Genomic DNA, 25,462 nt, shown 5'->3' with positions numbered 1-25,462 from the left:
CTTATTAACAGCGTCAGTGGCTTTTTCTATCACATCAGATGCTGCTTTATCAGCTGCTTCAGGCGCTTTCTTCACATCATCGACAGCCTTATTAACAGCGTCAGTGGCTTTTTCTATCACATCAGATGCTGCTTTATCAGCTTCTTCAGGTGCTTTCTTCACATCATCAGTTGCCTTATCAACAGCGTCAGTGGCTTTTTCCGCCGCATCAGATGCTGCTTTATCGGCTGCTTCAGGTGCTTTCTTCACGTCATCAGTTGCCTTATCAACTGCATCAACTTTATCCGTATCATGTGCAGGATATTCGGAAGCCTTTCGTGCCGCACTTTGAACAAGTGAAGTAGAACAAGCTATGAAAACCCCCATATAAAAGAGTGTTTTCCAATTGATTTTACGATACATTCTTTTTTCCCCTTAAGAGCTTATTAAATAGTTGAAACAAACAATCTTCTTTTTAATGACTATTCATGTCATTCAACGTTGTCACAGCACGTCGATTTTGATTCCAACAGGAAATATCATCACATACTGCTACAGGTCTTTCTTTTCCGTAAGAAATTGTTTGAATCCGTTGTGCAGACACACCTAGAGACACCAAATAGTTTCGCACAGCAACAGCACGGCGCTGTCCAAGTGCCAAGTTATATTCACGTGTTCCCCTCTCATCAGCATGACCTTCGATCATAATAGAATAATAAGGATAATGAAGCAACCATTCTGCTTGGCGCGTTAAAATACGTTCAGCATCAGCATCAAGTGAAGAAGAATCGAGACCAAAAAACACGCGATCACCCACATTAACCGTAAATTCTTGTCCTGAACCTGGTGACATCTGATTCAAACCAGCATCATTCATATAAGCGCCATTCATACCGTTAAGTGCACCAACATTTTTTTTGCCACACCCACCCAAGCATAGTGAGAAAAGAAAGAGGATAGCTAAGGAATGAGAGATGTTTTTTTTGGTAGAGCGCATAGTCCGTTTCTCCTTGAATTTGGTAAAGAAGGGTCAATTCTTAAAAATATTTTTAAGAATAACCGTTAATTCCTAATGAAGACGAAATTTTTTCTGTTTTTTTTTCGTCCTCATTTTTACTTTTAAGTCTCTGCCAATTTTTCTTCTCTTTGGCCATTCCTCTAACATTTCCATAAGAAATGTTTCCCTTATGCGTCATGGCTTTTTATGCATCATCTTGATCTTGATCTTGACGATTTTTTTGCAGCGCGTTCAGCTTTGCAAAAACTTTATCAGCGTCAAAAGTCTTATGCAGATTGTCTTCACTCTCATTTTCCTCTAGAGCAGCGTTTTCCGTCACAGAAGCGGGAAGCAACGACCTATCTTCTTCTGCAGCAACAGGGCGATTTTTCGCCGCACGCTGGAGCTCAAAATCTAAATCGATTTGCGAACACAAACCAAGCCCTACAGGATCAAGAGGAACCAAATTTGCACTATTCCAATGGGTTCTAAGGCGGATTTGTTCAATTGTCGCTTTTGTTGTCCCAATCAACCGTGCAATTTGTGCATCTTTCAACTCGGGATGGTTTGTAACCAACCATAGGATACCATTGGGACGATCTTGGCGTCGAGAAAGAGGGATATAGCGCGCCCCTTTACGTTTTTTTTCAGGAATATGCACCCTAGATTGAGAAATTTTCAATCGTGCGTTTTGATCAGCCTCCACCCGTGCAATTTCACTGCGCGTCAATTGCCCAGAACTAATCGGATCTAAACCTTTAATACCATAAGCCGCATCACCATCGGCAATAGCTTTTACTTCCAAGACATGCAATTTACAAAATTCTGCAATCTGATCAAAAGAAAGAGCTGTATTATCAACCAACCAAACAGCTGTTGCTTTGGGCATCAAAAGTTGCGTTGCCATTTTTATAAATCCTCTTCTGCGCCTCTTCTATGAGGCAGGTTACCGCCCACTCAAGAGCACTGGAACTTTTTTATATGTTTAGGTCTCTCCAACCACTCCTAAAACAAAGCGAGGCATGGAATAAACCATTTTGCTATGAGATTACATTCTGTTATAGCGTTATTTTTGCTCAACGACAAGAGATCTCTCTTGTAATGATCCTCAACTAAGGTGTCTTTACCTTTAAGATGAATTTTCTTATAAAGGGTTTATTCGATTATTTCACCTCATGCTGTGGCACATTTATTCTGGTGGGATGCGTGCTTTATCGCCTTAAATTCTAAAGAGTATCCAACTGGAAAGAAAGCCCTCAAATAGGAAGGAAAACTATGGCAGGCCATTCACAATTTAAAAATATTATGCACCGTAAAGGGCGTCAAGATGCAATGCGCTCGAAAATATTTTCTAAACTTGCACGCGAAATTACCGTAGCAGCAAAACAAGGTGCTCCTGATCCAGCCATGAATCCACGTTTAAGGCTGGCTGTTCAAAATGCCAAAGCACAATCGATGCCGAAAGATAATATTGAACGCGCGATTAAAAAAGCGTCAGGCGCCGATGTCGAAAATTATGATGAAGTACGCTATGAGGGCTATGGACCAGGTGGCGTTGCCGTCATTGTTGAAGCTTTAACTGATAACCGCAACCGCACCGCTTCAAATGTGCGCGCCGCCTTCACAAAATCAGGAGGAGCCTTAGGGGAAACAGGATCGGTCAGTTTCATGTTTAATCGGATTGGTGAAATAATCTATAAGCCAGAAGCAGGGACAGCCGATAACATCATGGATGCAGCAATTGAAGCCGGTGCCGAAGATGTGCAATCAGAAGAAACCGGACATCATATTACCTGCGCATTTGAAGATATTGGTGAAGTTTCCAAAACACTTGAAGCAAAACTTGGTGAAGCAGAATCGATTAAAACGATTTGGAAAGCCACCACCCTTGCACCAATAGATGAAGAAAAAGCTTTGTCCGTTTTACGGCTGATTTCAACATTAGAAGAAGATGATGATGTGCAAAATGTTTATGCCAATTTTGATGTCAGTGATGAGATTTTGGCAAAATTGTCTGTATAATTCCCATCATTTGCATAAGCCCTCTCTTCATTCATGAGGGCTTCAAAAGCATCTGTCACTTCTCCTCTTTATCCGCCACATATAAAAGCCCCGCGTCAATAGCGGGGAAAGGCTGTCAGTGCAACAAAAAAACCGCAATTAATTTCAGAAAACATAACCAAAAAAAGAAAGCATACAAAACTCTGTAGCCTCACGCCTTTCTTACATGCCCCAAAAATTATCCCTATATCCCCTCTCTCATTTGATCTTTTTGTTCTTTAAGATGAACCTCCTCTCCGCTCTCAAGTGATGAAAATGATCTAGCCTCTAAACAATTGGGATTTTCCTAACGTATTCCTATGACGAATCACCCATGGAATTCGCTTGAAACTTAAGGCTCAACAAACATGCACTCCCCTAAATATTCGCCACGCACTTAAAAACACTTAGAATATATCAAGGAGGTTTATACGTCCTATTTATACGCCCTATATCACCACACTTCAAAGGACAGTGTTTTTACAACATCACAGAATAAAAATAAGCAAATAGAAAGCCAGAGCTGATTGTTTAGCAAAGTATTGTACAAAAAGGCGGTACATCTCTCTAATCTGTTGCGGATAAATTTTTGACTTTATGGCATTAACTTTATGGCATCGTATATTTCTAAAATAACGTCATTTATCTTAAAAATCTGTCCTTTTGCTCTTACCAATCAATCAATATTCAGACCTAAAACAACCGCGTACTTGAATAAAACACATCAAAGAGCAACAGCCCCCCCTGACAAGAGGACTCTTCACAAACAAAATCGAAGAGGAAGCTTAAAAAAATATATATAGCGACACTTTGAATAAAAAATTGAAATCTAGAGATCTCAGAATTTTCGACTCTATTTTTTCAAGGTATTGTTTTGAATTTTTTTAAGCATTTTCCCCCAAGGAAATTCCATTATCGATCAACAACCGTAGATGATAGATGAAACCTACATAACTCCCCATGCCCACTATAATCAATTCCTTCTTTTAAATAATTAAAAAACTATTGAGATTGTTTAAACTTGAGACTGTATTCCTTCTATATTCTGTTTTTAAGCATTTTGTTTTACTGTATATTGAGCAAAGGCGACCATGCTGGATCTGAAGCATCATTGGGGGTGGGTAATTGACGTTCATTGCGACCCGTAATATCAATCGTATAAATTTTTGGTCCCATACCGGGATTTTTGCGAAAGAACATCAGCACACGACCATTAGGGGCCCAAGTTGGTCCTTCATTGTGAAACCCTGTGGTTAAAATTCGTTCTCCTTGTCCATCAGGGCGCATAACACCGATAGAAAATTGTCCGTTTAATTGTTTTGTAAAGGCGATATAGTCACCCCGTGGAGACCAAATAGGTGTTGAATAACTCCCATCGTTTGAAGAAATACGCTGAATATCACTCCCATCCGCATTCATTTTATAGATTTGCGGCTTTCCACTACGATCTGAAGAAAAGACGATTTGTTTTCCATCCGGTGAATAAGAAGCAGAAGTATCAATAGCAGAAGTTGTTGTAAGTCGCGTCATCGTACGGGTTCGTAAATCCATGGTGTAAAGATTGGCACTCCCATCATTTTGTAACAAACTCATGATAACTTTTTGTCCATCAGAAGAAAAACGTGGAGCAATTGTCATGTTATTAAACGTTCCGATCAACTCTCTTTGCCCCATTTCAATTTGTTGGAGATAAACATGAGGTACTTGATTGTCCTCATAAGCCATATAGGTCATTTCTTGTCTTTTTGGGGAAAAACGCGGCGTAAGCACCAATTCACTTCCATCAGACATATAAATCAAATTTGCGCCATCTTGATCCATCATTGCTAAGCGTTTAATGCGTGCATTTTGGGGTCCTGTTTCATCGATAAAAACAATTCGTGTATCAAAATAACCACTTTCTCCTGTCATCTCACTATAGATCTCATCTGCGATCATATGTGCCACACGCCGCCAACGTTCTGTCGCGGTATAAAAACGCCGTCCTTTCAATTGTCTTTGTCCAAAAACATCCCATAAACGAAAATCGACCCTCAAACGTCCATCGATTTCTCTCATGACTTGCCCAGTAACTAAACCTTGCGCTTTTATTTTCTGCCAAGAAGCAAAATGCGGTTGTTTATTAGGATTAGAAATGTTTTCAAAAAAATTTGCTTTATCAAGCGGTAAAAAAAGCCCCGACCGTTCAAGATCGGCTGTCACCACAGCAGATATTTTCAACCCAATCGAATCATTGGAAATAAAGTCTGTAATTGCAATGGGAATGGGATTAAAATCAGCGCTCGAAATAGTTCCTTTCAATTGCGCATAACCCGATGAAATACTTGAAAGCCACAACCCACAAGTGACAATAAACCAAGCAAAAACTTTATGTCTCGTTATAGTCATCATGGAATGTGTCCTTTCGTTAAGCGCTTTTTTCTCGTTTATCATCTTATTTCTTGGAGGGGATCAACATTAAAGTCAAAACCTTGCCCCCATAGATCATATTGATCACGTGGGAGATCTGCATAAGGTTGGCATGAAAAGACAGCAGCATACACCTGCCTTATCATAATAGCTTGTTGACTCTCAAGGCCGCTTACGGGATCAATGATAGGATCATCCACAACCATCCCTTCACGGTCTAAATAAAATCGCAACCGCACAACCGGACGGTTTTTTAAATCGCCGCCAAGCGCCACAAGTTTAAGCTTCTGTTGAATACATCCCCCCGCAATATTGACCAATGTTTGTGCCATTTTTGTGGTATCATTAATATTTTTTCTTGCACCCAAAGCTTCTGGTGTATGAGAACGTTTTGCCCCCCCTCCTTGTGACCGCGCACGATTAAGCAAATTATTTTCCTCCAGAGCTAAAATATCTTCAATGGTCTGTTTCTCTTGGTTTTTCTTGTTAAGCTTTGGCGTATTTTGATTCAATGCAGCCTCATTCTTCCTTGGAGATTTTTCGTCAAACTTTGGTTTAAACTGTGGAAGAAGAGATTTTTCTGGAAGTACAATTTTGGGCGCTTGATGAACAATCTGCTCTGCTGGTACTTTTGGGACCGTTGGAGCCAATTCTTTTGGCGATATCATCTCTTCATTTTTGTGCGCAGGCTTGAGCGCAACCTTAGAGGCATCTTCCGGCACTCTCAAAGGCATCTCAGGTGCAGCCTTGGGCGCATCCTCCGGTGCCTCCAAAGGCATCTCAAGTGCAACCTTGGGCGCATCCTCTGGTGCCTCCAAAGGCATCTCAGGCGCAACCTTGGGCGCATCCTCTGGTGCCTCCAAATGCATCTCAGGTGCAACCTTGGGCGCATCCTCCGGTGCCTCCAAAGGCATCTCAGGTGCAACCTTGGGCGCATCCTCTGGTGCCTCCAAAGGCATCTCAGGTGCAGCCTTGGGCGCATCCTCCGGTGGTGCCTCCAAAGGCATCTCAGGTGCAACCTTGGGCGCATCCTCTGTTTTTGCTTCTAATAATTCTGGTTTTGTAAGTTCTGGTGCAAATGTTTCTGATGTGTTCTCGCTTGATGGTGGCGATGCTGTTTCAACGGGACGCGGCTTTTCCTTTGGTTGAAATGGTGCAAGACTATCTATTTGTCCCTCTCCAATATGGCGTGCATCTTCTTTCTCTTGTGGCTGCATAGTTGGTTTGACGGCAGGGACAGCACGGATAGGAGCCTTCACGGCTCCTTGTTGAGAAGAAAACTCGTCCACTAAAGGAGCAAGAGTAATGGGAATTGCTTCCAATGGTTGTGGTAAAGAGACAGAGCTTGTAAACTGAATGGCTCCCCAACTGAGAAAAATGACATGGACCACAAGGGATAAAGCCAAGCCTCGTTTCATACTATGATAGGAGTCTTTGTTCATTCTTTATGCCTTATTTATGCCTTACATTTTTTCATTTTTAATCACTCTATGCTCTTTTTAAAAAAAATTAAAAACAACCGGTTATGCGCAATTTTATTACTTATTATTTATTGTGCTAGACTTGCTAACGCAACTTGAGAAAACCCCGCTTTTTGAATATCCGCCAGCAGTTTTAATACCTGCTGATATTCAACAGTTTTAGCAACCCGCACAAAAACCCGTTGATCTTTTTGTGTAGCATCTGCTTCCAGAAGAGTTTTAAGGTGTGCAATCAGGGCCTGTGACGTTTCATAATAATCTTGATTAATGGCAAAGCGCCCTTGCGCGTCAAGTGAAACCGTAAGGGGTGTTTTTTGAGCTCGTACGGGACCCGCTTGACTACGAGGCAAATCTAGAGGAACACCGTTCACTAAAAGGGGAGCAGAGACCATAAAAATAATCAACAAGACCAGCATGACATCCACAAAAGGAGTGACATTGATCTCACTCATCAGTTGGCTTCGTGAATGATGCCGCCTACGTGTATTTTTGCGAGAAGAAGAAGCAACAGAAACGCCCATGGATAAGCTCCTTTTTATAAAGAGGAAGGTGCTGTGCGTGTTTCATCAATACGCCGCGATACAATTGTTGAAAATTCATCGGCAAAATTTTCTATTTGTGCAATGATGCGCGCACTTTCATGAGTCAACTTGTTATAAGCAATAACGGCTGGAATTGCTGCAAACAAACCAATAGCGGTTGCCAAAAGCGCTTCTGCAATCCCCGGCGCGACAATGGCAAGTGATGTATTTTGAGAAGCTGAAATAGAAAGAAAAGACTCCATAATACCAATAACTGTTCCAAAAAGTCCGATAAAGGGTCCCGCGGATCCCAGTGTCGCAAGAAAACTTAATTTTGATTCTATTTTTTCACTTTCACGTCCCAGCGTCAAATCCATAGCCTTATCAATTCTGCTCTGCAAACTTTTCGATGTATGGGTCCCTTTTTCAAGAGATTTTTTCCATTCAACCATTGCTGCTATAAAAACTGCGGATATACTATTTGTACGTTGACTTTTGCATGATGCATAAAGATCTTCTAGCGCTTTGCCGGACCAAAATGTACGTTCAAACTGCTTTATTTCACGCCGTATTCTCCGATACGTAAAAATTTTATCAAAAATAATTGCCCAACTCCAGATGGAAGCGAGCAGCAACCCAATCATAACACCTTTCACGATCCAACTCGCTTGCATAAACAAATGCAACATTCCAATTGTTTCCGGATTTGTTAGTTCACCATGCGGCATAATTTTTGTCCCTCTAAATGAAAGGTGTATTTTTAAAAGTTTTATAAAACAGATTATTTTATAGTTTCTAAATTTAAGTAAAAACTCTAGTCTCACATAAATCCATGCGCTAAAACAAGACTTGTTTCTTAAATTTCCTTAAAAAGTGATGACGAGAGACATCCCTCAATGCAGGCCCCTCCTCATTTCACAACAGCATTTATGAAAAATATAACGATAAGAACTTCTCCATAAATACTATAAAAATAAAAGATATAAAAATGCATAATATAAAATCTATTATGCACCACCATCTTTACGCTTATGATAAAGAACGCTAAACCATCATACGCGTTTTAAGCTTAAAATGCTGCAATAAGTCTTAGCACTTGAAAAGATTCATAAGAAGCATTTTATTCCTTTCTTAAGTGTTTTTGTACCCACTCATCAACCCCGCTTGTGATATGTAAGAAAATGTTTTTAATTAATTCGCAGCAATAGAGCTTGAAAAGAAAAAATCTTACAAGTTTCAGAATTATCTAAAAATTGCAACGCAGTGAATGATCATTATAAATAAATATGTTATCATCATGAAAAATTATGCTTTGCCTCAGGCTATTGTTTCTCTCATTCTTTAATAAGATCACACCATCGGGCAAAAAAACGACACTAAACCACCCTACCACACCTCACAACAATGCGCCTCCCCCACGCACCCCTACAAGTCCTATATAATCTAGTGTAAGTCTCATGTAATCTCATTGTGTTGTGAATTTGCCTCTTTCAATGCCTATCATCTCTCTGGCACTATGGTATAACGTAAAAGCTTCTGTGATATGAAAAAAGCCTTTTCACGTCTTTACTTCATGAAAACCAGCTTCTTCGCTCTCTTTGCTCACTTGCGATATTTGATCGTTATTGCATTGAGAATGATACATAAGGAACATTTTTACAATTTTTTCAATGATTTATATTGCTCTCTTATGATGTGTAAGCAAATGATTTTAATTGTTTCAACATGAACAGATTTGAAATGCAAAGTATTTTATTCCTCTATTGGAATTTGTGCCCGTGAGAAGTGATAATTTATCTTTCTAAGTCAATATATTATATAGAATAATATGCTTTTGAAACTTTAAATCAAGAATGCATTTCTGCTTTGTATACATTGATCTCTCACTCATTTACTACGCTTAGAAGCGCACATAAAGTGATGCATTATAGATAGAAATGGATGAAACACGCGCTCTTGTGATGCCAAATGACAATCCAGTAAAAAAACAAATCAAATTGCTTAAAAACACCCTTTGGGCGTTTTTAGACAATTTTCAACCTAATGGCTTATTATCACTTTATTGCAATATTGCGCTGGGTATGTGCATTTTTATAAAAACAAATCTTAATCCATTTTTTATTTATTTTTTTTTGTACTTTTCTGTTGTTTTCTGATGCCAACAAACCTTTCTTCAAAAGAAAGAAAAATATCTTGAGTTTATAACAGAAAATGGATGATGAAACATTGATTTTGAATCATAACATGGATGAGGCGTGTTTAATTTTGTGAAATATCATCTTCAATTTATTGTAGTGTTGTAGCTGAGCTGTTTTCTTTTGCTGTATCGTGTAACCTTGTTGGAAAACATTTAGGCTATGATAAATGTATAGTTTTAGATTGTAGATTACTTTATATCTGCCGATCTCTCCTAAAGCTGCTGGTTCAATGAATAATACTTTTAACCAAGTATTTTTGCAAAAAGTTCTTTGGGTAAACGTCGCGGTTTTGCCTCCTCATTAATCAGAGCAATTTCAACTTTGGCTGTTACCAACGTGGTCATCTCATGCAAAATAGATTGCTCCATAAAAAAGCGTGCCCCTTGGATATGAGTAACACGTGTTTTAACGACTAAAAGATTATCAATTTTAGCTGGTCTTGAAAAATTAATTTCCATATGACGAACAACAAAAAACAGTTTTTCTCCCTCAACCCCTGCTGCTAACATCTTATTATTAAAACCGGCATCTCGTAAAAACTCTGAACGTCCTCGTTCAAAAAACTCAAGATAACGCGCATGATAAACCACACCGGAAAAATCTGTATCAGCAACATAAACGCGGACCTGAAAATTATGAAAAGCGTTTGTATGATTGCTCTTAAAAGGTGTTATTTCTGTCATCGACTTCATGCCCCATAAAATCATCTAATATAGCTAATATAGCAAATTGTTTATCAATCAAAAGATTGAACACATTTTTGTGTTGAAGTTGTGGAAAGCAAAAGCAAAAAACCCTCAATAGTGCCAAACTTTTTCGACCAGAATATGTTAAAGGAAGCACGTCTCTTGTATTTTATGACCTTGCTATAAAATGTTCAAATAGTTTCTTTTAATGAAGAAATGCCTTAGTCATCTTCCCCATCCCATAAAGACGTCTGAAGTAATGAATTGTCTTGAGCATCAGAAAGTTGAGAACGCCTTTGTATAGACGTTGTAGAGGCTGGAGCAGAAAGCCCTAAATGGCTCCAAGCCTTTTCAGTTAGAATGCGTCCACGAGCAGTTCTTTGAATAAAACCTTGTTGGAGCAAATACGGTTCAACAATATCTTCAATGGCATCGCGTGGTTCTGATAAAGCAGCAGCAATCGTTTCAATCCCCACCGGTCCCCCTAAAAAAGTTTCCGCAATCAGAAGCAAGTAGCGACGGTCAAGCGGATCAAGACCAAGATGATCGACCTCAAGGCGCGAAAGCGCTTCATCGGCGATTTTTTGGTCAATTTGTTTTGCTTGTTTAACCAAAGCAAAATCACAAACGCGCCGTAAAAGCCGTCCGGCAATACGAGGGGTCCCCCGTGCTCGGCGTGCAATTTCATGGGCACCATCATCACTAATCTTGACGGCAAAAAGCCGCGCATTACGCTGCACAATATATTCCAATTCTTCTATCGTATAAAAATTGAGACGAATTGGGATGCCAAAACGGTCTCTCAGCGGTGTGGTCAAAAGCCCCAAACGTGTGGTTGCCGCTACCAAAGTAAATTTAGCCAGATCAATTTTCACCGAGCGTGCGGCCGGCCCCTCCCCAATGATCAAATCAAGTTGATAATCTTCCATGGCTGGATAAAGAATTTCCTCAATCGCCGGATTTAAGCGATGAATTTCATCAATAAACAAGACATCACGTTCTTCAAGATTGGTCAAGAGAGCGGCTAAATCTCCTGCTTTAGCGATGACCGGCCCTGAAGTAGAGCGAAAATTAACGCCTAATTCTTTTGCCATAATCTGTGAAAGCGTTGTTTTTCCCAACCCCGGTGGCCCTACAAACAAAACGTGATCCAGCGCTTCTTGCCGCGTTTTTGCTGCTTCAATAAATATTTTTAAATTAGCCCGTGCCGCTTCTTGACCAATAAAGTCATCGAGAACTTGTGGTCTTAAGGAACGATCTGGATCGTTAGGAAGGGAGGCGGAACCCAGAAGGCGTTTATCTTCATCTTTATGCATTGTTACCTTGATTTTAAGTAGGAGAAGAAAGCAATTTGAGACTATGGCGGATCAGCAGGGCAGAAGAAACAGTTTCCCCCTCAAGAGCATTCATCGCAAGAGCAAGAGCACGGGATGCATGCTCCCGTTCAAACCCTAGCTTCATCAACGCGGAAAGCGCATCATGCGCAGGTTGATTGGTCATCTCACGCTGAGGAACCGAAACAGTCTTGAGCGCTTGTTCAAAGGGGAGTGTTTTACTTTTCAACTCACCCACAATTCTTTCACTGACTTTTTTACCAACGCCCGGCGCTCGACTAATCATCGCAACATCGTTTAAAGCAATAGCCTGTGCAAGTTCATCTGGCGATAAAGTACCCAAGATTGCCAAAGCAACCTTTGCCCCTACTCCAGGAACATTTTGTAGAAGACAAAACCACTCCTGTTCAGCTCTTGTAGCAAAACCAAAAAGGCGGATTGCGTCTTCCCGAACATGCGTTTCAATAAAAAGGCTTAACGCCTCCCCAACAGAGGGTAAAGAAGGACGCAGCCGATTTGACACAAAAACAACATAACCCACACCGTGCACATCAAGAAGGATATGATCATCAAAGATATGTTCAAGAGTGCCCTTTAATTTGCCAATCATGTTGCCACCCCACTCATATCGCCTTCCTTGCCTGATAAGATAGGTCAATACTGTTACGGTGCATACTATGACAAAGAGCAAGAGCAAGAGCATCAGCCGCATCACTGCTATCAAATTCAGCCCGTGGGAGGAGAACTTTGACCATCATATGGATTTGTTCTTTAGCCCCATGTCCAACACCAATAACCGATTTTTTCACTTTGTTGGGCGCATATTCAAAAACAGGAAGATTTGCTTGCGCAGGAACCAGCAGTGCAATTGCACGTGCTTGCCCAAGTTTTAAAGTTGCTGTAGCATCTTTATTGACAAACACATGTTCTACAGCGGCTTCATGGGGCATAAATTGATGCACAACCTCTGAAAGACCTTTGTGGATCTGACATAGTCTGGAAGCCAGCTCACACTTTACATCAGAAGAAACCGTCCCTGCTGCAATAAACTGAAGACGATTACCCGCAACATCGATAACGCCCCACCCTGTACGCCGTAATCCGGGATCAATGCCTATAATACGAATCGTCTCTGCCATAAACTACAGTCTATACACTTTTCCCCCCTGTGAATAAAGATGTGAATAAAGACAAGACCACAAAGAAAACAGCAACCCAAGACAAAACCAGTAAAAAGATAATCATCCCCCCAAATTTATACAATTATAACACGCAACGAACAGCATCTTTATGAAGCATAACTGAAATCAATCAAAACCATTCACACATCACAAGCAAGCACCCTATCAAGCACCCTCTAAAGCATAAAAATTCCCTTTCTATATCATATCCAATGCCATAACGGTTAAACATCGCAAGCGAGAAAATAGAGCAGTGCTGGATTGTACATTCATAAGTGTAAAGAGGCTATGAAACGGATGGTACACACTTTGCGAAAACTTTTTACATTATAGCATGGCGCTACCATAACAAGACAACACGTTGATTTATAAAGATAATTAATTATTTTGTATGTTGCATAAGAATCCCGAATATCCTAAGATTTTCTCATTACAAATCTGTTTATATTGAAGCAATCAAAACCATTCTCTTACATATGAAACGTGGGATTGCCGTATAGAGTGAAACTGTACAAGAAAGGACTAAAAATAATGCTTCTAATGAATTGTCTCAAGTTCCAAAGGCTGCCGCAACATTGGGGACTGGCAAAGATGATGATAGTGCCGGCTTTCTCCTTTGCAAGCATAAAGATGAGAGAGGCTCAACGGATATGAATAAGAACTGAGAAATATTTTTGAATATACTCATCACACCACAATGACATTGCGTAGAGAGGGACATTTCATAGAGAGGGACATTGCATAGGGGCACAAGGAACCCATGGGACATTCATTATATGGCACTATATGGCATTTTATTTTGGATATTTTATTTTACGCGAAGGAAAATACCTTCCATTCAAAACAAAAGAAGCCCAAAAACTGTAACAATGTGTATCATCCTCATTAACACACACTTTACAGCAGCTTTATAGGCATAAATTATAGAGCATAAATAAATTGATGTACAAGCCCCTACTCTATCTTAGAGCCAGATCATTATCATAACCAAAACAAAATCACACGATAGATCAACAGAAAGTGTTCCAACTGCAATCAACCAAAGCCGATTTCCCACAAAACCAACCATACTCCATCCCATGCCATAATTTACAATCAATACTTATACACCCCCTCTAAGCTATAAGCTCAAGATATTTCCTACGCTCAAATAGAAATTAGGCAGAAAAAAGCACTCTAGATTAGTTTTAGTTGTGAAATTTCGGTTGTAAAAAAAATGGGTATACTGCTCTAAATATCGCAAGAAAGAAGCAAGGAGCTATTATTCTCAGCACGCCCACAAGTCGTTTCAGTAATTCGATTTGTTTTCCCACTGGATTATCATCGTTCAAGATAAAGCCGCCGCTTATTGACCAAAGTGCTTAAACTACAGCAGCATCTCTAAATGAAAAAAATGCACGCTTCTAAACGCAATGAATGAGAAACAAATTGGCGAAAAACTTCTGGCAATTCATGCCAATGAGGGGTTTCAAGTTCCAATGCTCAGTGTATGAAGTGACACTTTTACAATGTCTTTTTTATTTGTTCTGATGACATTTCCCCTTCGCACAAAGCAAGAAAATACCACTAAGAACGCCCAAAAGCTGTTTTAAGCAATTCGATTTGTTTTCCTACTGGATTATCATCTTCTAGAGCACAGGTGGCTGCAGTTTCCCACCCAGCACGCATATACGCTATACGCGCTTCTAAACGCAATGAATGAGAAACAAATTGGCGAAAAACTTCTGGCAATTCATGCCAATGAGGGGTTTCAAGTTCCAATGCTCAGTGTATGAAGTGACACTTTTACAATGTCTTTTTTATTTGTTCTGATGACATTTCCCCTTCGCACAAAGCAAGGGAGTACCTCTAAGAACGCCCAAAGGCTGTTTTGAGCAATTCGATTTGTTTTCCCACTGGATTATCATCTTCTAGAGCACAGGAGGCCGCAGTTTCCCACCCAGCACGCATATAGGTTATCCGCGCTTCTAAACGCAATGAATGAGAAACAAATTGGCGAAAAATTTCTGGCAATTCATGCCAATGCGGGGTTTCAAGTTCCAATGTCGGTGTATGAAGTGACACTTTTACAATTTCTTTTTTTATTTGTTCTGATGACATTTCCCCTTCACGCTCTGCGCGAAGAAGAAGGAGTTGAGAAGCGATTTGCATAAGTCGTGTACTTAAATACATAGCCTCTTTTGCATAGATTGCAGAAACCTCTGCCGAAAGAGAGCGTGCTACTAATTTCCCTTCTGAGTCAATATACGCTGCGGTTTTTTCAATCAGCGCCATTGTTTCTTCATAGAGACGATTAAAAGCATTTTCAAAAGCATTATGCTCAATCATGATAATAGGTTCATCATATGGACGTTTATGTACACTCACGCTTTTATACTCCAAGTATCAGCACAAAATTATACCACTCAACGAACAGAGTATTAAAAAGTTTCTTTTGTTGCTGTATAGAACGCTTTTTTTAAAACTGCTACCTCTTTTAATTTTTTTGCGCAACGCACTTTTTATACTAAGGTTAACGTGCCCAACAAACACTATAGGAATGTTTTTTATAAACGGATCATTTTCCTTGAAAATGACCACTGCCAAGATTGCCGTTTTTCACAATAATAAGCGACTCCAAATTGCAAAGCAATACCCGTTATTATTAAGAGGGTATCGGAAAAAAACGTTTCTGTCATCACTGTTTTTATAATTTGTCCAAACATCGCAAAAATGGTTCCCGTTACAAAGACCGGTAAACTATGTTTTCCTAAAATTGCTAAAGGATGTTTCTGAGAGACATAAAACCATTTATTGATGCACGGCAAAGAAAGAATGAGAAAGGCTAATGCAAGAACATGGAGTAAACGTGGCAAGCTTAAAAAGGTTTTATTAAAGTTCAACAATGGGGAAGACCAGCCAAGCCACCCCAAAATGCCCCACCAGTTTAAGCGAACCCATAACAGCGCCAACAAGAGATACGCTGCCGCACAAACAATCCAAAAAGACTGAAAAGCGATTTTTTTTCCTTGTTTAAGCGCTAAAGTACTGGTCAATCCTATGACAAATAAGAATTGCCAAGACAAAGGATTTAAAAACCACTTTCCCTTTAAAGGATAAGAAGGAGGAGCAATTTTATAAAATCCGCAGATAAGATACAGTGTAAAGGAGCCCAAAAGCAGCCATTTTGTCTGCTTACAACTCAAATAAAGGATAAAAGGCGCAAAAAACATCAAAACGATATAAAGAGGAAGAATATTATTATATCCCAATTGATGCCCAAAGCTTAAGGTACTCAAAAATGCGATACCAGGCTCTTTAAAAAAGAGTCCCACATTGTTCATCGATAAAAGTTTTTCTGTTTTCCATAATAAAAAGGCAGCAAAAAAAAGACTTAACGTGACAAAAGTAGTAAAAAGATATGCACCATAGAGCTGCAGAGCTCTGTACCAAAGTTTTCGGATAATAAAAGCAAAGGATTTTTGCTGTAACCGTCCATGAAAGCTTAACCCAAGAGCAATCCCTGAAAGCAAAACAAACACTTCTGCACAATCAGAAAAACCGAAATTTCTATAAGTAAAAGACTCATAGATCGTTCTGGGAATATGGTTGATGAAAATCGTCAATAAGGCTAAAGAACGAAAAACATCAATACGTGTATCACGGCGAAAAGGTTGAGTATTATGCTCAAGAATACCTTGGTATTTCATCAGTGGACTCCCACACGTCACACCCCCCTTGAAGTCCCATAAAAATGGTGCTTACCCTTATTGCCAACAAGCATGAACAGGATGAAATTTTAATTTTTAAGTGTCAAGTTTCATTTTAAGCGTTTATTTTTTAAAAGGCAAAAGTTTTTTAAAGGCAAAAGAACGAAAAACGTCCATACGTGTATCACAACAAAAAGGCAACATATTATGCTTTAAAACACTTTCATTTCTCATAAGCAGGCTCCCACACACCCACAAATCCTTTAAACTACGTGAAAATGGTGGTCACTTTTATCACAAATAAGCATAATAGAATGAAACTTTAATTTTTAAGCGTTATTTTTTCTAAGAAACAGGGATTTGACATGACACAACAAAAAAATAAACCAATTGATCCACCTCTTTTCCCTCAGTTGATTTTAACACTTGATGTTCGGCGCAACACCCCACACACATTTTTGCAGCAAATTTTGCAAACAAAGTCTTTTGCATGCGTCATCCTCCATGATTCTGAAAGGTTGAAAGATGATGGCTCTTTTTTACAACAACAAGCGCAAACTTACGCAGAAGATATTCAACATCATGACGCAGCCCTTCTCATCGCTGATGACAGCCGCATTGCTGGACGCATAAAGGCTGATGGATTGCACATAGAAGATGATCTTAACGCTCTTGAAAGCTTCAAAAATCAGCAAAAGGAACAAAAAATCATAGGCTTTGGCAATTTACGCAATCGCCATAGTGCTATGCTTGCAGCGGAAACAGGTGTTGATTACCTGTTCTTTGGAAAACTCGGGGCTGATAAAAAACCCCAAGCGCACCCCCGCAATCTCCAGTTAGCAACATGGTGGGCAGAAATTATGCAAACCCCCGCCATTATCCAAGCAGGAAGCGATTTTTCAACCTTTGATGAAGTCTTAAAGACTGGATGTGAATTCATTGCTGTAGAAGAAGTCATTTTGGGGAACGACAACCCCTTAATACTGCTTAAAACAATGCAAGAAAAATGTGAGAACACCCCCTTGTAATATAGGAGGAGAATTTATAAATAAAGCGTTAACTTTCGTGTTTCTTATATAGAGCACATAACGGCATATACAAATAGGAGAAAAATTCGTTTCGTTCATTCACAATTCAATCAGATCGCTTCATCACGCAGTAAAATTTCCCATCATTTAGTCAAGTTTTCCCACGTTTCAATCAATTGAATGGAAGGTGACCGTCTCTTTTTGTGCATTGTATAAGAAAATGAAATCATAAAGCTATTTAAATTCAAATAGTTATAAAAATAAATCAACATTTTATATTAATAACCAGCGATATTGAAAGAATATAAACAGTGAAATATAGCGGCACCTTCGAAGACCTTAAAGATATAGTTAAAACAGCTGGATATAAAATCATAGAAACTAAGTCTCTATCACTTAATTCTTCTAAAGGATATCAGATCAAAACCTCCGAAGGAGGCGTTATTAATTGGTATGAAAGTACAGGAACAATCAACGTTCAAGGCAAAGAAAACATAAAACAAAAGTTAATAGAAGATTTAGCAAAGCATATAGAAGAAACATCAACGATTCCTTCCTCAAAAACTGCCTCCAATCCTTCAAATAAAAAAATTTTTATCGTTCATGGTCATGATTGTTATGCCTTAACGGAGCTTGAAAATGTTCTTCTCAAGCTTGGTCTCGAACCATACATCTTACAAAACACGAGTGGTAATGGTTTACCCATCATTCAAACTTTGAAAAAAGAAATTTGTGACAGTTCTATAAGTTTTGGTATTGTACTCCTCACGCATGATGACATGGGTTATGCTATATCTCAAGGTGCAGAAAAAATTCAACCCCGTGCACGACAAAACGTTATTTTCGAAATGGGCATGTTAGCTGCCACACTTCCTCTTGAGAGGATTGCTATTCTACAAAAAGAAGGCATTGAAATGCTTTCAGATGTTGGTGGAGTTTACTACCTTTCTTTTAAAGAACACGTAAACGAAACATTTCCCAAACTTATTAAGCGCTTACAAAAAGCTGATTTCTCTTTTAATACAGATACAATTCATGCATTAAAGTAAATTTGAATAATGCTTATGTTTATTTTTTAAAGCGCACGCCCAAAACCACATGCCACCCCACCACATTCCACAGACACACATCCTATAGCACAGAGAAACGATCACCCCCCCCTTCTTCAAACAGCAAGCGATTGTGCAAATTTTAATGAAGAGACCGCGCGTGAATTCATTACCGTGGAAGAAATCATTTTAGTCTCTTTGATAAACGCGGGGCTGATGTCATGATTTTGGTAATTGTTCCAGAAAGGTTTAAGAGGCAGTCTCTCATTAGATTAAAGAAAAATAGGAAATTCACGTCGGGCATGTACTACAGCTACAATTTCGATTTTATGTGCAGCTACTCGATACAATATAAGGTAATTTGGATGCGCTACAATTTCTCGTAATCCTAATACCTTCTCACTCTGTCTGTATAAATATGGATGTTCAGCCAATGGCAGTACGGATGCTTCCAAAAACCTTTTCATTCGGCGGCGCGCAGCAGATGGATTTTCGCGAGCAATATAGGTAACATCTGACGCAAATCGTCACGCGCCGAAGACAACCAAACAACCGGAAGCATCACTTGTCCTGTTCAGCTTCAAGCTGACTGATTATAACTTCCATTTCAGCCATAACCTCATCATGCGGAATAGGAGGATATGGATTTGCAAGACTGCTCGCTACCTTATCGCGCAGCCATGCAGTGTAGCTGCTTTCCTGTTCAACGGTTTCGAACTCTGAAATTAGCGGAGAAAGGGTGGGCTTCATAATATATGTCCTTTCTATTCCTGAATATTGGAGATAATTACTCTTGTCTATGTTGTCAATATTAGCGAATTGAAAATGTTTAACTTTTAAGCGTCCAAAGTTCTTTTGATCTTAAAACTTAAGGCTTTTTAACCCTCTCAAAAAACACGGGGGCTGATGTCATGATTTTGACAATCATTCCAGAGAGATTTAAGAAGCGGATAGCCTCTCATAAAAAACAAATTTTTTAAGTAAAAAACTATTTTTATTGTAAATTTCCTGAAATTACTTTATGAATTAAAAGATGTTTTGGTCGCATACGCAACGACCAAAAGGGGCCTTGAAAACCCTAAGTTCTAGCGTAAAGATGAGCCCACTTTGTGGGTATCCCGGAATTCCGGGAGTTTTTGCTATGTCCAGGTGCTTTAAGCACTAAAAGCAAAAAGGCTGACTAGAACTCAGTATTTTCAAGCTCCCGGAATACTCATGCGAGGGCGCTCGCGACCGGCGGGGGCTTTAAAATGCGAACCAAAGATCTTGATAATGATATTTTCATTGGCAAAAAAATTCGTTTGAGACGAAAAATGCTAAAAATGTCTCAAACAACTTTAGGGCACGCTTTAGGCGTAAGCTTCCAACAAATTCAAAAATATGAAAAAGGCTTAAATCGTGTCAGCGCAGGGCGATTAAAGAAAATTTCCGATATCTTGAATGTTCCACTTTCCTTTTTTTATGCCGATATCTTAACAAAACAGCAGTCCCCATACCACCATGATGAAATCGCATCAAGCACAGAGGAATACCTGCTGCTCAAAAGATTTAGAATTCTAACAACGGTAAAAAAGAAAGCCTTTTTACAGCTGATCTCTGATGAGAATGCAAGCTAACATCACACGGATAGCGTGCGCTATTCAAAGTCCCCTTTGTGAACACTTTATTGCTTGAATGCAAAACATGCCACCCCTCCATTTTAAGAAACGACACGTTAAGAGACACTATTTTAATTTTTATTGTAAATTTCCTAAAATTACTTTATGAATTAAAAGATGTTTTGGTCGCATACGCAACGACCAAGAGGGTCTTGAAAGCCCGAAAATCTAAACATGAATTTACCCCACTTTGTGGGTATCCCGGAATTCCGGGAGTTTTTGCTATGTCCAGGTGCTTTAAGCACTAAAAGCAAAAAAAGCTGATTAGATTTCAGTACTTTCAAGCTCCCGGAATACTCATGCGAGGGCGCTCGCAACCGGCGGGGAAAAATGCAATCTCAAAATCTTAATATTGATCTTTTTATTGGCAAAAAAATTCGTTTGAGTTATTGGCAAAAAAATTCGTTTGAGACGAAAAATGCTAAAAATGTCTCAAACAACTTTAGGACACGCTTTAGGTGTCACTTTCCAACAAATTCAAAAATATGAAAAAGGCTTAAATCGTGTCAGCGCAGGGCGTTTAATGGAAATTTCTGATATTTTGAATGTTCCCATTGCCTTTTTTTATGCCGATATCATTACAAAACAACAGCCCCCATATCATCATGATGAAATCGCATCAAGCACAGAGGAATACCTGCTGCTCAAAAGATTTAGAGTTCTAACAACGGTAAAAAAGAAAGCCTTTTTACAGCTGATCTCTGATGAGAATGCAAACTAACATAACGCGATAGTGTGTGCTATTCATAAGCATTCATACGTATTTTTAAAAGCAACCTCCATTGTAAGCATTTTTTCATTTTATGGGGATAAGCCATTGATATAATAGAAGATAAGCATCTTTACATACGATAACCCCTCATCATTATTATTTTTAACAGGACTGTATTATTTTTAACAGAACTGTTTTAAACAGTCTGTCTCTCGTCGACATTTATGCTACTTTTTTAACTTACCCAACCCTACCTTGAACCAAGACGAAAAACTGAGAGATAAAAAGTAATATAGAAATGAAATTCTTATACGGCTTGTAATGATGAAAAAAAAATGTGAAAATTCTGATCGGTAATGAGGAGAAAACACCATGATCAAGAGAAGCGTGAAGCTGCTTATCTTAGGCGTGATTGGGCTTGCAAGTTCTGCTGTAATTTCAGCGGGAAACACTGAAGAAATCTCAAATTCTGAAAGCTCTTTCAATACGATTCAAGAAGCTTCAAACACTCAAGAACCCTTTCAGCCCTTAAAAGCTGGAGACTATGACCAAGCCTATGACTATTACATCCAAGGTTATTATTTAAAAGCTTTTCGTGAAGCACTCCGACGTGCTGAAAAAAATGATCCTTTTGCACAAACTCTTCTTGCCCGAATTTATATGGAAGGATGTGCTGTTCCTATTGACGGTGCGCGTGCTGCTTTATGGTTTGAACGCGCTGCAAAACAGGGGGAACCCCAAGCACAACTACGCTATGGACTTATGTTGTTTGATGGTAACTTTATAAAACAAAATCAAGGACTTGGTGAGCAATTCATTCAAAAAGCTGTCAAAGCAGGCGTCAAGGAAGCCTATTTTTATTATGGACAACTGCTTCTTTATAAAGCCTCACAGGAAAAACAAGCTCTCCCTGGTGTTTCTTCCCAAAGTCGTGAAAATGAAGCAATAGAGCAAGCCTTAAAATGGTACTTAAAAGGTGCTGCTCTTGGGGATGCTGATGCTGCTTTTTCTGCTGCAAAAATTCTTTCCTTAGGCACGTTAAAGCGACCAAAAGATGATCGCAATGCCCGCAAGCTCATGGAGGTAGCGGCTCAAAACAACCACTTAAAAGCTCAACTTCATTTAGCACAATGGCTTGTACAGGGGCGTGGAGGAGAAACAGATTTTCAGCGTGCTTTTCATTTACTTCAAAGAAATGCGATCAACATGGTAGCACCAGCACAGATTTCCCTTGCAAGGCTTTATCGAGATGGCACAGGAACAAAAGGCGATATAATAATGGCAGCGGCATGGTATATGCTCGCAAAGGAGGCAAAAATGCAAGCTCCTGATCTTGAAATAATGCTCCAAGGCATGGATAAGGCACAACTAGAAAAAGCGCACAAAGAAGCAATAAAGCTCCTTCCTGTTTTTTAAAATACTCCTCTCTGCATCAAAAAGATAAAATTTATAGAAATTCCGGGAGATTTTGCTCTGTCCAAGTGCTTTAAGCACTAAAAGCAAAAAGGCTGATTCGGATTCAGTATTTTCAAGCTCCCGGAATACCAACGCGAGGACGCTCGCACTCGGAGGGGGCTTTAAAATGCGAGCCAAAAATCTTGATAACGACATTTTCATTGGTAAAGAAAACGCACTGGTATCATTTGCTTAAGCAAACAATACCCAATAAGCAAAAGAGCTAGGCTATCCTGAAAATTCCGAAAGCTCTATTTTTTCATTCTTTTTTCTTGGACGAAAAACACGCCGCCTCTCAGTAAAAAGCTATTTTTTATTGTAAATTTCCTAAAATTACTTTATGAATTAAAAGATGTTTTGGTCGCATACGCAACGACCAATAGGGCCTTGAAAACCCGAAAACTCAAACATGAATTGACCCCACTTTGTGGGTATCCCGGAATTCCGGGAGTTTTTGCTATGTCCAGGTGCTCTCAGCACTAAAAGCAAAAAGGCTGATTTGAGTTCAGTATTTTCAAGCTCCCGGAATACCAACGCGAGGGCGCTCGCAACCGGCGGGGACTTTAAAATGCGAGCCAGAAATCTTGATAACGACATTTTCATTGGCAAAAAAATTCGTTTGAGACGAAAAATGCTAAAAATGTCTCAAAAAACATTAGGTCAACATTTAGGTGTTACTTTCCAACAAATCCAGAAATATGAAAACGGCTTAAATCGTGTCAGCGCAGGGCGTTTAAAAGAAATTGCCGATATCTTAAATGTTCCACTTGTTTTTTTCTATGCGGACACCTCAGCAAAACAACAGCCCCCATACCTTCATGATGAAATCGCATCAAGTACAGAAGAATACCTGCTGCTCAAAAGATTTAGAGTTCTAACCTCGATAAAACAAAGAGCCATTTTACAATTACTCTCTGATCAAAATGAAAGCTTTTAACATCATAATATAGGGCGCTACACTCTCTATTCTTGACTTGCCTCCCACCCCTCAAAGGACAGAAGCCCCTTCCCTATCCAGTTGGGAAACAATCCGTCTTCTCAGAACAGAACTCTTTTAGCTTCCCATTTTATGTGGTTCATTTCACAAGATTATCCGGACAAGCTCCCTCAAATATTCACCACACACTCTCATAAAAACATCACATGTGCAAAATTTGATACCTTATAGCACCACACCTCAAACGATAGTATTTTACAGCAAACAGGATAAGCATTCATACGTATTTAAAAAAAGATATCCCTCAAAAAGCAATGCTTGAAAATTTTTTTGATCAATCTGGAATAACACTTAACACATCATTTTATAATAGAGATGGAGGACATGATCTTAACATGCAAACGCAAAAAATTGCTTTTTTATCATAATCACTAAAAGCAGCAGTTTATTAAAATATACGCCACCAGAAGCACTTCAAGCAGCCTTTACAGCTGAAACCATTATTCATTGATTAATTAACCGATTGATTAGATACCGATATGTTGTTAATGTGCTATAAGTAAAGTTGCTCTTATTTCTGGAAGAGGAGCTTCGCAAATAAAGAGCAACAATAAGTAAGGGGAATTAAAGATGTTAAAATATTTATTGCTGTCACCGGTTGTGTTGGTGGCTGGTTGCGCATCTGTAGGCAATTATTCATCAAATTATGTTGATCAAAGTCTTACAAAGCGTCAGGCACAATTAGTCGCTAACAAATTTATTAGCGATATCAAGAGACCTCTACCACCAGCTACAACCACATTTCTTATAAAGAAAAATAATACAGCAGACAACTTTACTCCTTTATTTATCAATCTGTTGCGACGGAATGGATATAATGTGATCTATACAGATCAACCTCAAAAGCAACAAAACATGGGTGTGAATTTGAGGTATAGAATAAAATTAAATAGTAGCACTATAGTGTCTCTTTTTCAGTATAGTGTGAACGGAGAACTACGTGCTCATATAAGTACTCAGCCCAGATGAACCCGCTATTTAATGTAAACATTCTCTATATTTTACACGTAAAGACTTAAAAGCTCTTGCGAAAGGCAAAGAGATTTGCACCTCAATAAAAAACCTCATTTTTAGCCAGAGTGGATAAATTTTATTATAGATTGTGACAATACAAAATAGTGTAAATTATAGCTTTAAGATTTAAGAAAAGAAGAATACTAAAAATAATGAAAATGCCCCACACCCTAGTGAATTGTTACGCGAAGATGTAAATGCAAAACTTGGACTATCTGTGATTGAAGCAGCTGAAGAGTTTTCTATATCCCGTGTAGCATTTTCTAGGGTCTTGGTAAAATCCTTATAACGACATTTTCAGTGGCAAATTCATTGGCAAAAAATTCGTTTGAGACGAAAAATGCTAAAAATGTCTCAAAAAACATTAGGTTAACATTTAGGTGCCACTTTCCAACAAATCCAGAAATATGAAAACGGCTTAAATCGTGTCAGCGCAGGGCGTTTAAAAGAAATGGCCGATATCTCAAATGTTCTACTTTCCTTTTTCTATGCTGATATCTTAACAAAACAACAGCCCCCGTACTCTCATGATGAAATCGCATCAAGTACAGAAAAATACCTGCTTTTAAAAAAATTTAGAGTCCTAACCTCGATAAAACAGAAAGCCTTTTTACAGCTGATCTCTGATAAGAATACAAACGAACACCCCGCGATAACACACACCACGCTCTATCCCATGAGACACTCATAATAAACTCCGTATTCACATATTCTTAATTAAAAACACCTCATGGTTTTAGGGAACTTATATCATTACCATCAATTATATCATTGCCATCAATGATGATATTTTACGACACAACGGGATAAATTTCCCCAAAAATTCTAAAAAATTTTTGTGCAAATTTTTAAAAAGCTTGCGTCTGAGCGCTTTTTATGGTCTTGCAAAGAACTGAAAAGCAAAAATACATAAAGGTCCTTTTTTACTTAAGCTTTTCTCTTTGCAAAAAGCAGGAGAAAGCCCATAAAGAGCACACAGGACCATGAGAGAGCCGCAAGGTTAATCAAAGGGATTTTAGCCCGAAAATAACAAA

The 25,462-nt window shown here is 39.0% G+C and carries 22 protein-coding genes and 4 pseudogenes; 9 read left to right on the top strand and 17 right to left on the bottom strand.

Annotation, left to right across the window (positions count from 1 at the left end; genetic code table 11):
* The 3 genes and pseudogenes from ACFIKN_RS05795 to ACFIKN_RS05785 form a co-directional block, all read right to left on the bottom strand.
* A pseudogene (locus ACFIKN_RS05795) lies at positions 1-402 on the bottom strand (tol-pal system protein); the annotation flags it as partial.
* A 52-nt stretch (positions 403-454) separates the two neighbouring features.
* Positions 455-976: a peptidoglycan-associated lipoprotein Pal gene (gene pal, locus ACFIKN_RS05790; protein ID WP_375658045.1), complete on the bottom strand. Its 522-nt coding sequence runs from the start codon at positions 974-976 to the stop codon at positions 455-457.
* Positions 977-1,181: 205 nt separating this feature from the next.
* Positions 1,182-1,883, bottom strand: coding sequence for a DUF1013 domain-containing protein (locus ACFIKN_RS05785; protein WP_273790461.1), 702 nt, complete (start codon positions 1,881-1,883; stop codon positions 1,182-1,184).
* Positions 1,884-2,251: 368 nt separating this feature from the next.
* Between ACFIKN_RS05785 and ACFIKN_RS05780 the strand changes: the two genes are divergently transcribed.
* Positions 2,252-2,998, top strand: a complete 747-nt coding sequence (locus ACFIKN_RS05780) for a YebC/PmpR family DNA-binding transcriptional regulator (protein WP_254492472.1) — start codon at positions 2,252-2,254, stop codon at positions 2,996-2,998.
* Positions 2,999-4,081: 1,083 nt separating this feature from the next.
* On the opposite strand, the gene tolB is transcribed toward ACFIKN_RS05780, so the two are convergent.
* From tolB to ACFIKN_RS05715, 12 genes and pseudogenes are all read right to left on the bottom strand, one after another.
* Positions 4,082-5,407 (bottom strand): Tol-Pal system beta propeller repeat protein TolB, encoded by a 1,326-nt coding sequence (tolB, locus tag ACFIKN_RS05775; RefSeq protein ID WP_375654367.1) that lies wholly within the window; start codon positions 5,405-5,407, stop codon positions 4,082-4,084.
* Between the two features lie 38 nt (positions 5,408-5,445).
* Positions 5,446-6,867: a cell envelope biogenesis protein TolA gene (locus ACFIKN_RS05770; protein ID WP_375658044.1), complete on the bottom strand. Its 1,422-nt coding sequence runs from the start codon at positions 6,865-6,867 to the stop codon at positions 5,446-5,448.
* Between the two features lie 107 nt (positions 6,868-6,974).
* Positions 6,975-7,427 (bottom strand): protein TolR, encoded by a 453-nt coding sequence (tolR, locus tag ACFIKN_RS05765; protein ID WP_375627998.1) that lies wholly within the window; start codon positions 7,425-7,427, stop codon positions 6,975-6,977.
* A gap of 14 nt (positions 7,428-7,441) precedes the next feature.
* Entirely contained in the window at positions 7,442-8,155 is a 714-nt protein-coding gene (gene tolQ, locus ACFIKN_RS05760; protein WP_273790464.1) for a protein TolQ, read from the bottom strand.
* A 1,712-nt stretch (positions 8,156-9,867) separates the two neighbouring features.
* Positions 9,868-10,308, bottom strand: coding sequence for a tol-pal system-associated acyl-CoA thioesterase (gene ybgC, locus ACFIKN_RS05755; protein WP_273790465.1), 441 nt, complete (start codon positions 10,306-10,308; stop codon positions 9,868-9,870).
* Positions 10,309-10,532: 224 nt separating this feature from the next.
* The gene (gene ruvB / locus ACFIKN_RS05750; RefSeq protein WP_273790466.1) at positions 10,533-11,627 is read right to left on the bottom strand and encodes a Holliday junction branch migration DNA helicase RuvB; all 1,095 of its coding nucleotides are present in this window, start codon (positions 11,625-11,627) and stop codon (positions 10,533-10,535) included.
* A gap of 13 nt (positions 11,628-11,640) precedes the next feature.
* Complete coding sequence (gene ruvA, locus ACFIKN_RS05745; RefSeq protein ID WP_375626548.1) at positions 11,641-12,255, bottom strand: Holliday junction branch migration protein RuvA; 615 nt, start codon at positions 12,253-12,255, stop codon at positions 11,641-11,643.
* A 13-nt stretch (positions 12,256-12,268) separates the two neighbouring features.
* Positions 12,269-12,784 carry a crossover junction endodeoxyribonuclease RuvC gene (ruvC, locus tag ACFIKN_RS05740; RefSeq protein ID WP_273790468.1) on the bottom strand — a complete coding sequence of 172 codons (516 nt, stop codon included), beginning with the start codon at positions 12,782-12,784 and terminating at the stop codon, positions 12,269-12,271.
* A 1,006-nt stretch (positions 12,785-13,790) separates the two neighbouring features.
* A complete protein-coding gene (locus ACFIKN_RS05735; RefSeq protein ID WP_375658043.1) occupies positions 13,791-13,925 on the bottom strand; it encodes a hypothetical protein in 135 nt (44 codons plus the stop codon).
* A gap of 467 nt (positions 13,926-14,392) precedes the next feature.
* Positions 14,393-14,653: pseudogene (locus tag ACFIKN_RS05725) on the bottom strand (DUF1465 family protein); the annotation flags it as partial.
* A gap of 21 nt (positions 14,654-14,674) precedes the next feature.
* Complete coding sequence (locus ACFIKN_RS05720) at positions 14,675-15,193, bottom strand: DUF1465 family protein (protein WP_375649927.1); 519 nt, start codon at positions 15,191-15,193, stop codon at positions 14,675-14,677.
* A 179-nt stretch (positions 15,194-15,372) separates the two neighbouring features.
* The gene (locus tag ACFIKN_RS05715; protein ID WP_375658041.1) at positions 15,373-16,515 is read right to left on the bottom strand and encodes an OpgC family protein; all 1,143 of its coding nucleotides are present in this window, start codon (positions 16,513-16,515) and stop codon (positions 15,373-15,375) included.
* A gap of 365 nt (positions 16,516-16,880) precedes the next feature.
* Here ACFIKN_RS05715 and ACFIKN_RS05710 point away from each other — a divergent pair, with 365 nt between their 5' ends.
* Both ACFIKN_RS05710 and ACFIKN_RS05705 read left to right on the top strand, forming a co-directional pair.
* Positions 16,881-17,543, top strand: coding sequence for a thiamine phosphate synthase (locus tag ACFIKN_RS05710; protein ID WP_375658040.1), 663 nt, complete (start codon positions 16,881-16,883; stop codon positions 17,541-17,543).
* 311 nt (positions 17,544-17,854) lie between these two features.
* Entirely contained in the window at positions 17,855-18,592 is a 738-nt protein-coding gene (locus ACFIKN_RS05705) for a TIR domain-containing protein (RefSeq protein WP_375658039.1), read from the top strand.
* Between the two features lie 272 nt (positions 18,593-18,864).
* Here ACFIKN_RS05705 and ACFIKN_RS05700 read toward each other — a convergent pair whose 3' ends face one another.
* Positions 18,865-19,095, bottom strand: a complete 231-nt coding sequence (locus tag ACFIKN_RS05700; RefSeq protein WP_375658053.1) for a type II toxin-antitoxin system RelE/ParE family toxin — start codon at positions 19,093-19,095, stop codon at positions 18,865-18,867.
* A 58-nt stretch (positions 19,096-19,153) separates the two neighbouring features.
* Positions 19,154-19,342: an antitoxin gene (locus ACFIKN_RS05695; protein ID WP_375613201.1), complete on the bottom strand. Its 189-nt coding sequence runs from the start codon at positions 19,340-19,342 to the stop codon at positions 19,154-19,156.
* A gap of 500 nt (positions 19,343-19,842) precedes the next feature.
* Between ACFIKN_RS05695 and ACFIKN_RS05690 the strand changes: the two genes are divergently transcribed.
* From ACFIKN_RS05690 to ACFIKN_RS05665, 6 genes and pseudogenes are all read left to right on the top strand, one after another.
* Positions 19,843-20,208 (top strand): helix-turn-helix domain-containing protein, encoded by a 366-nt coding sequence (locus ACFIKN_RS05690; RefSeq protein WP_375641837.1) that lies wholly within the window; start codon positions 19,843-19,845, stop codon positions 20,206-20,208.
* 372 nt (positions 20,209-20,580) lie between these two features.
* A pseudogene (locus ACFIKN_RS05685) lies at positions 20,581-20,971 on the top strand (helix-turn-helix domain-containing protein).
* A gap of 363 nt (positions 20,972-21,334) precedes the next feature.
* The gene (locus ACFIKN_RS05680; RefSeq protein WP_375630927.1) at positions 21,335-22,378 is read left to right on the top strand and encodes a tetratricopeptide repeat protein; all 1,044 of its coding nucleotides are present in this window, start codon (positions 21,335-21,337) and stop codon (positions 22,376-22,378) included.
* A 607-nt stretch (positions 22,379-22,985) separates the two neighbouring features.
* Positions 22,986-23,354 carry a helix-turn-helix domain-containing protein gene (locus ACFIKN_RS05675; protein WP_375637573.1) on the top strand — a complete coding sequence of 123 codons (369 nt, stop codon included), beginning with the start codon at positions 22,986-22,988 and terminating at the stop codon, positions 23,352-23,354.
* Between the two features lie 630 nt (positions 23,355-23,984).
* Entirely contained in the window at positions 23,985-24,383 is a 399-nt protein-coding gene (locus tag ACFIKN_RS05670) for a hypothetical protein (protein ID WP_375658038.1), read from the top strand.
* Between the two features lie 352 nt (positions 24,384-24,735).
* A pseudogene (locus ACFIKN_RS05665) lies at positions 24,736-25,119 on the top strand (helix-turn-helix domain-containing protein).
* The last annotated feature ends 343 nt before the right edge of the window (positions 25,120-25,462 follow it).

Source organism: Bartonella sp. CL436QHHD, assembly GCF_042195105.1.
Lineage (GTDB): Bacteria > Pseudomonadota > Alphaproteobacteria > Rhizobiales > Rhizobiaceae > Bartonella.
The sequence above is the reverse complement of the archived record's forward strand: the minus strand, read 5'-3'. Positions and strand labels throughout refer to the sequence as shown.

Bases quoted from the DNA above. Each gene is read 5' to 3' on its own strand.
- pal (WP_375658045.1), bottom strand. From the start codon at position 976: ATGCGCTCTACCAAAAAAAACATCTCTCATTCCTTAGCTATCCTCTTT.
- ACFIKN_RS05785 (WP_273790461.1), bottom strand. From the start codon at position 1,883: ATGGCAACGCAACTTTTGATGCCCAAAGCAACAGCTGTTTGGTTGGTT.
- ACFIKN_RS05780 (WP_254492472.1), top strand. From the start codon at position 2,252: ATGGCAGGCCATTCACAATTTAAAAATATTATGCACCGTAAAGGGCGT.
- tolB (WP_375654367.1), bottom strand. From the start codon at position 5,407: ATGATGACTATAACGAGACATAAAGTTTTTGCTTGGTTTATTGTCACT.
- ACFIKN_RS05770 (WP_375658044.1), bottom strand. From the start codon at position 6,867: ATGAACAAAGACTCCTATCATAGTATGAAACGAGGCTTGGCTTTATCC.
- tolR (WP_375627998.1), bottom strand. From the start codon at position 7,427: ATGGGCGTTTCTGTTGCTTCTTCTTCTCGCAAAAATACACGTAGGCGG.
- tolQ (WP_273790464.1), bottom strand. From the start codon at position 8,155: ATGCCGCATGGTGAACTAACAAATCCGGAAACAATTGGAATGTTGCAT.
- ybgC (WP_273790465.1), bottom strand. From the start codon at position 10,308: ATGACAGAAATAACACCTTTTAAGAGCAATCATACAAACGCTTTTCAT.
- ruvB (WP_273790466.1), bottom strand. From the start codon at position 11,627: ATGCATAAAGATGAAGATAAACGCCTTCTGGGTTCCGCCTCCCTTCCT.
- ruvA (WP_375626548.1), bottom strand. From the start codon at position 12,255: ATGATTGGCAAATTAAAGGGCACTCTTGAACATATCTTTGATGATCAT.
- ruvC (WP_273790468.1), bottom strand. From the start codon at position 12,784: ATGGCAGAGACGATTCGTATTATAGGCATTGATCCCGGATTACGGCGT.
- ACFIKN_RS05715 (WP_375658041.1), bottom strand. From the start codon at position 16,515: ATGAAATACCAAGGTATTCTTGAGCATAATACTCAACCTTTTCGCCGT.
- ACFIKN_RS05710 (WP_375658040.1), top strand. From the start codon at position 16,881: ATGACACAACAAAAAAATAAACCAATTGATCCACCTCTTTTCCCTCAG.
- ACFIKN_RS05695 (WP_375613201.1), bottom strand. From the start codon at position 19,342: ATGAAGCCCACCCTTTCTCCGCTAATTTCAGAGTTCGAAACCGTTGAA.
- ACFIKN_RS05690 (WP_375641837.1), top strand. From the start codon at position 19,843: ATGCGAACCAAAGATCTTGATAATGATATTTTCATTGGCAAAAAAATT.
- ACFIKN_RS05680 (WP_375630927.1), top strand. From the start codon at position 21,335: ATGATCAAGAGAAGCGTGAAGCTGCTTATCTTAGGCGTGATTGGGCTT.
- ACFIKN_RS05675 (WP_375637573.1), top strand. From the start codon at position 22,986: ATGCGAGCCAGAAATCTTGATAACGACATTTTCATTGGCAAAAAAATT.
- ACFIKN_RS05670 (WP_375658038.1), top strand. From the start codon at position 23,985: ATGTTAAAATATTTATTGCTGTCACCGGTTGTGTTGGTGGCTGGTTGC.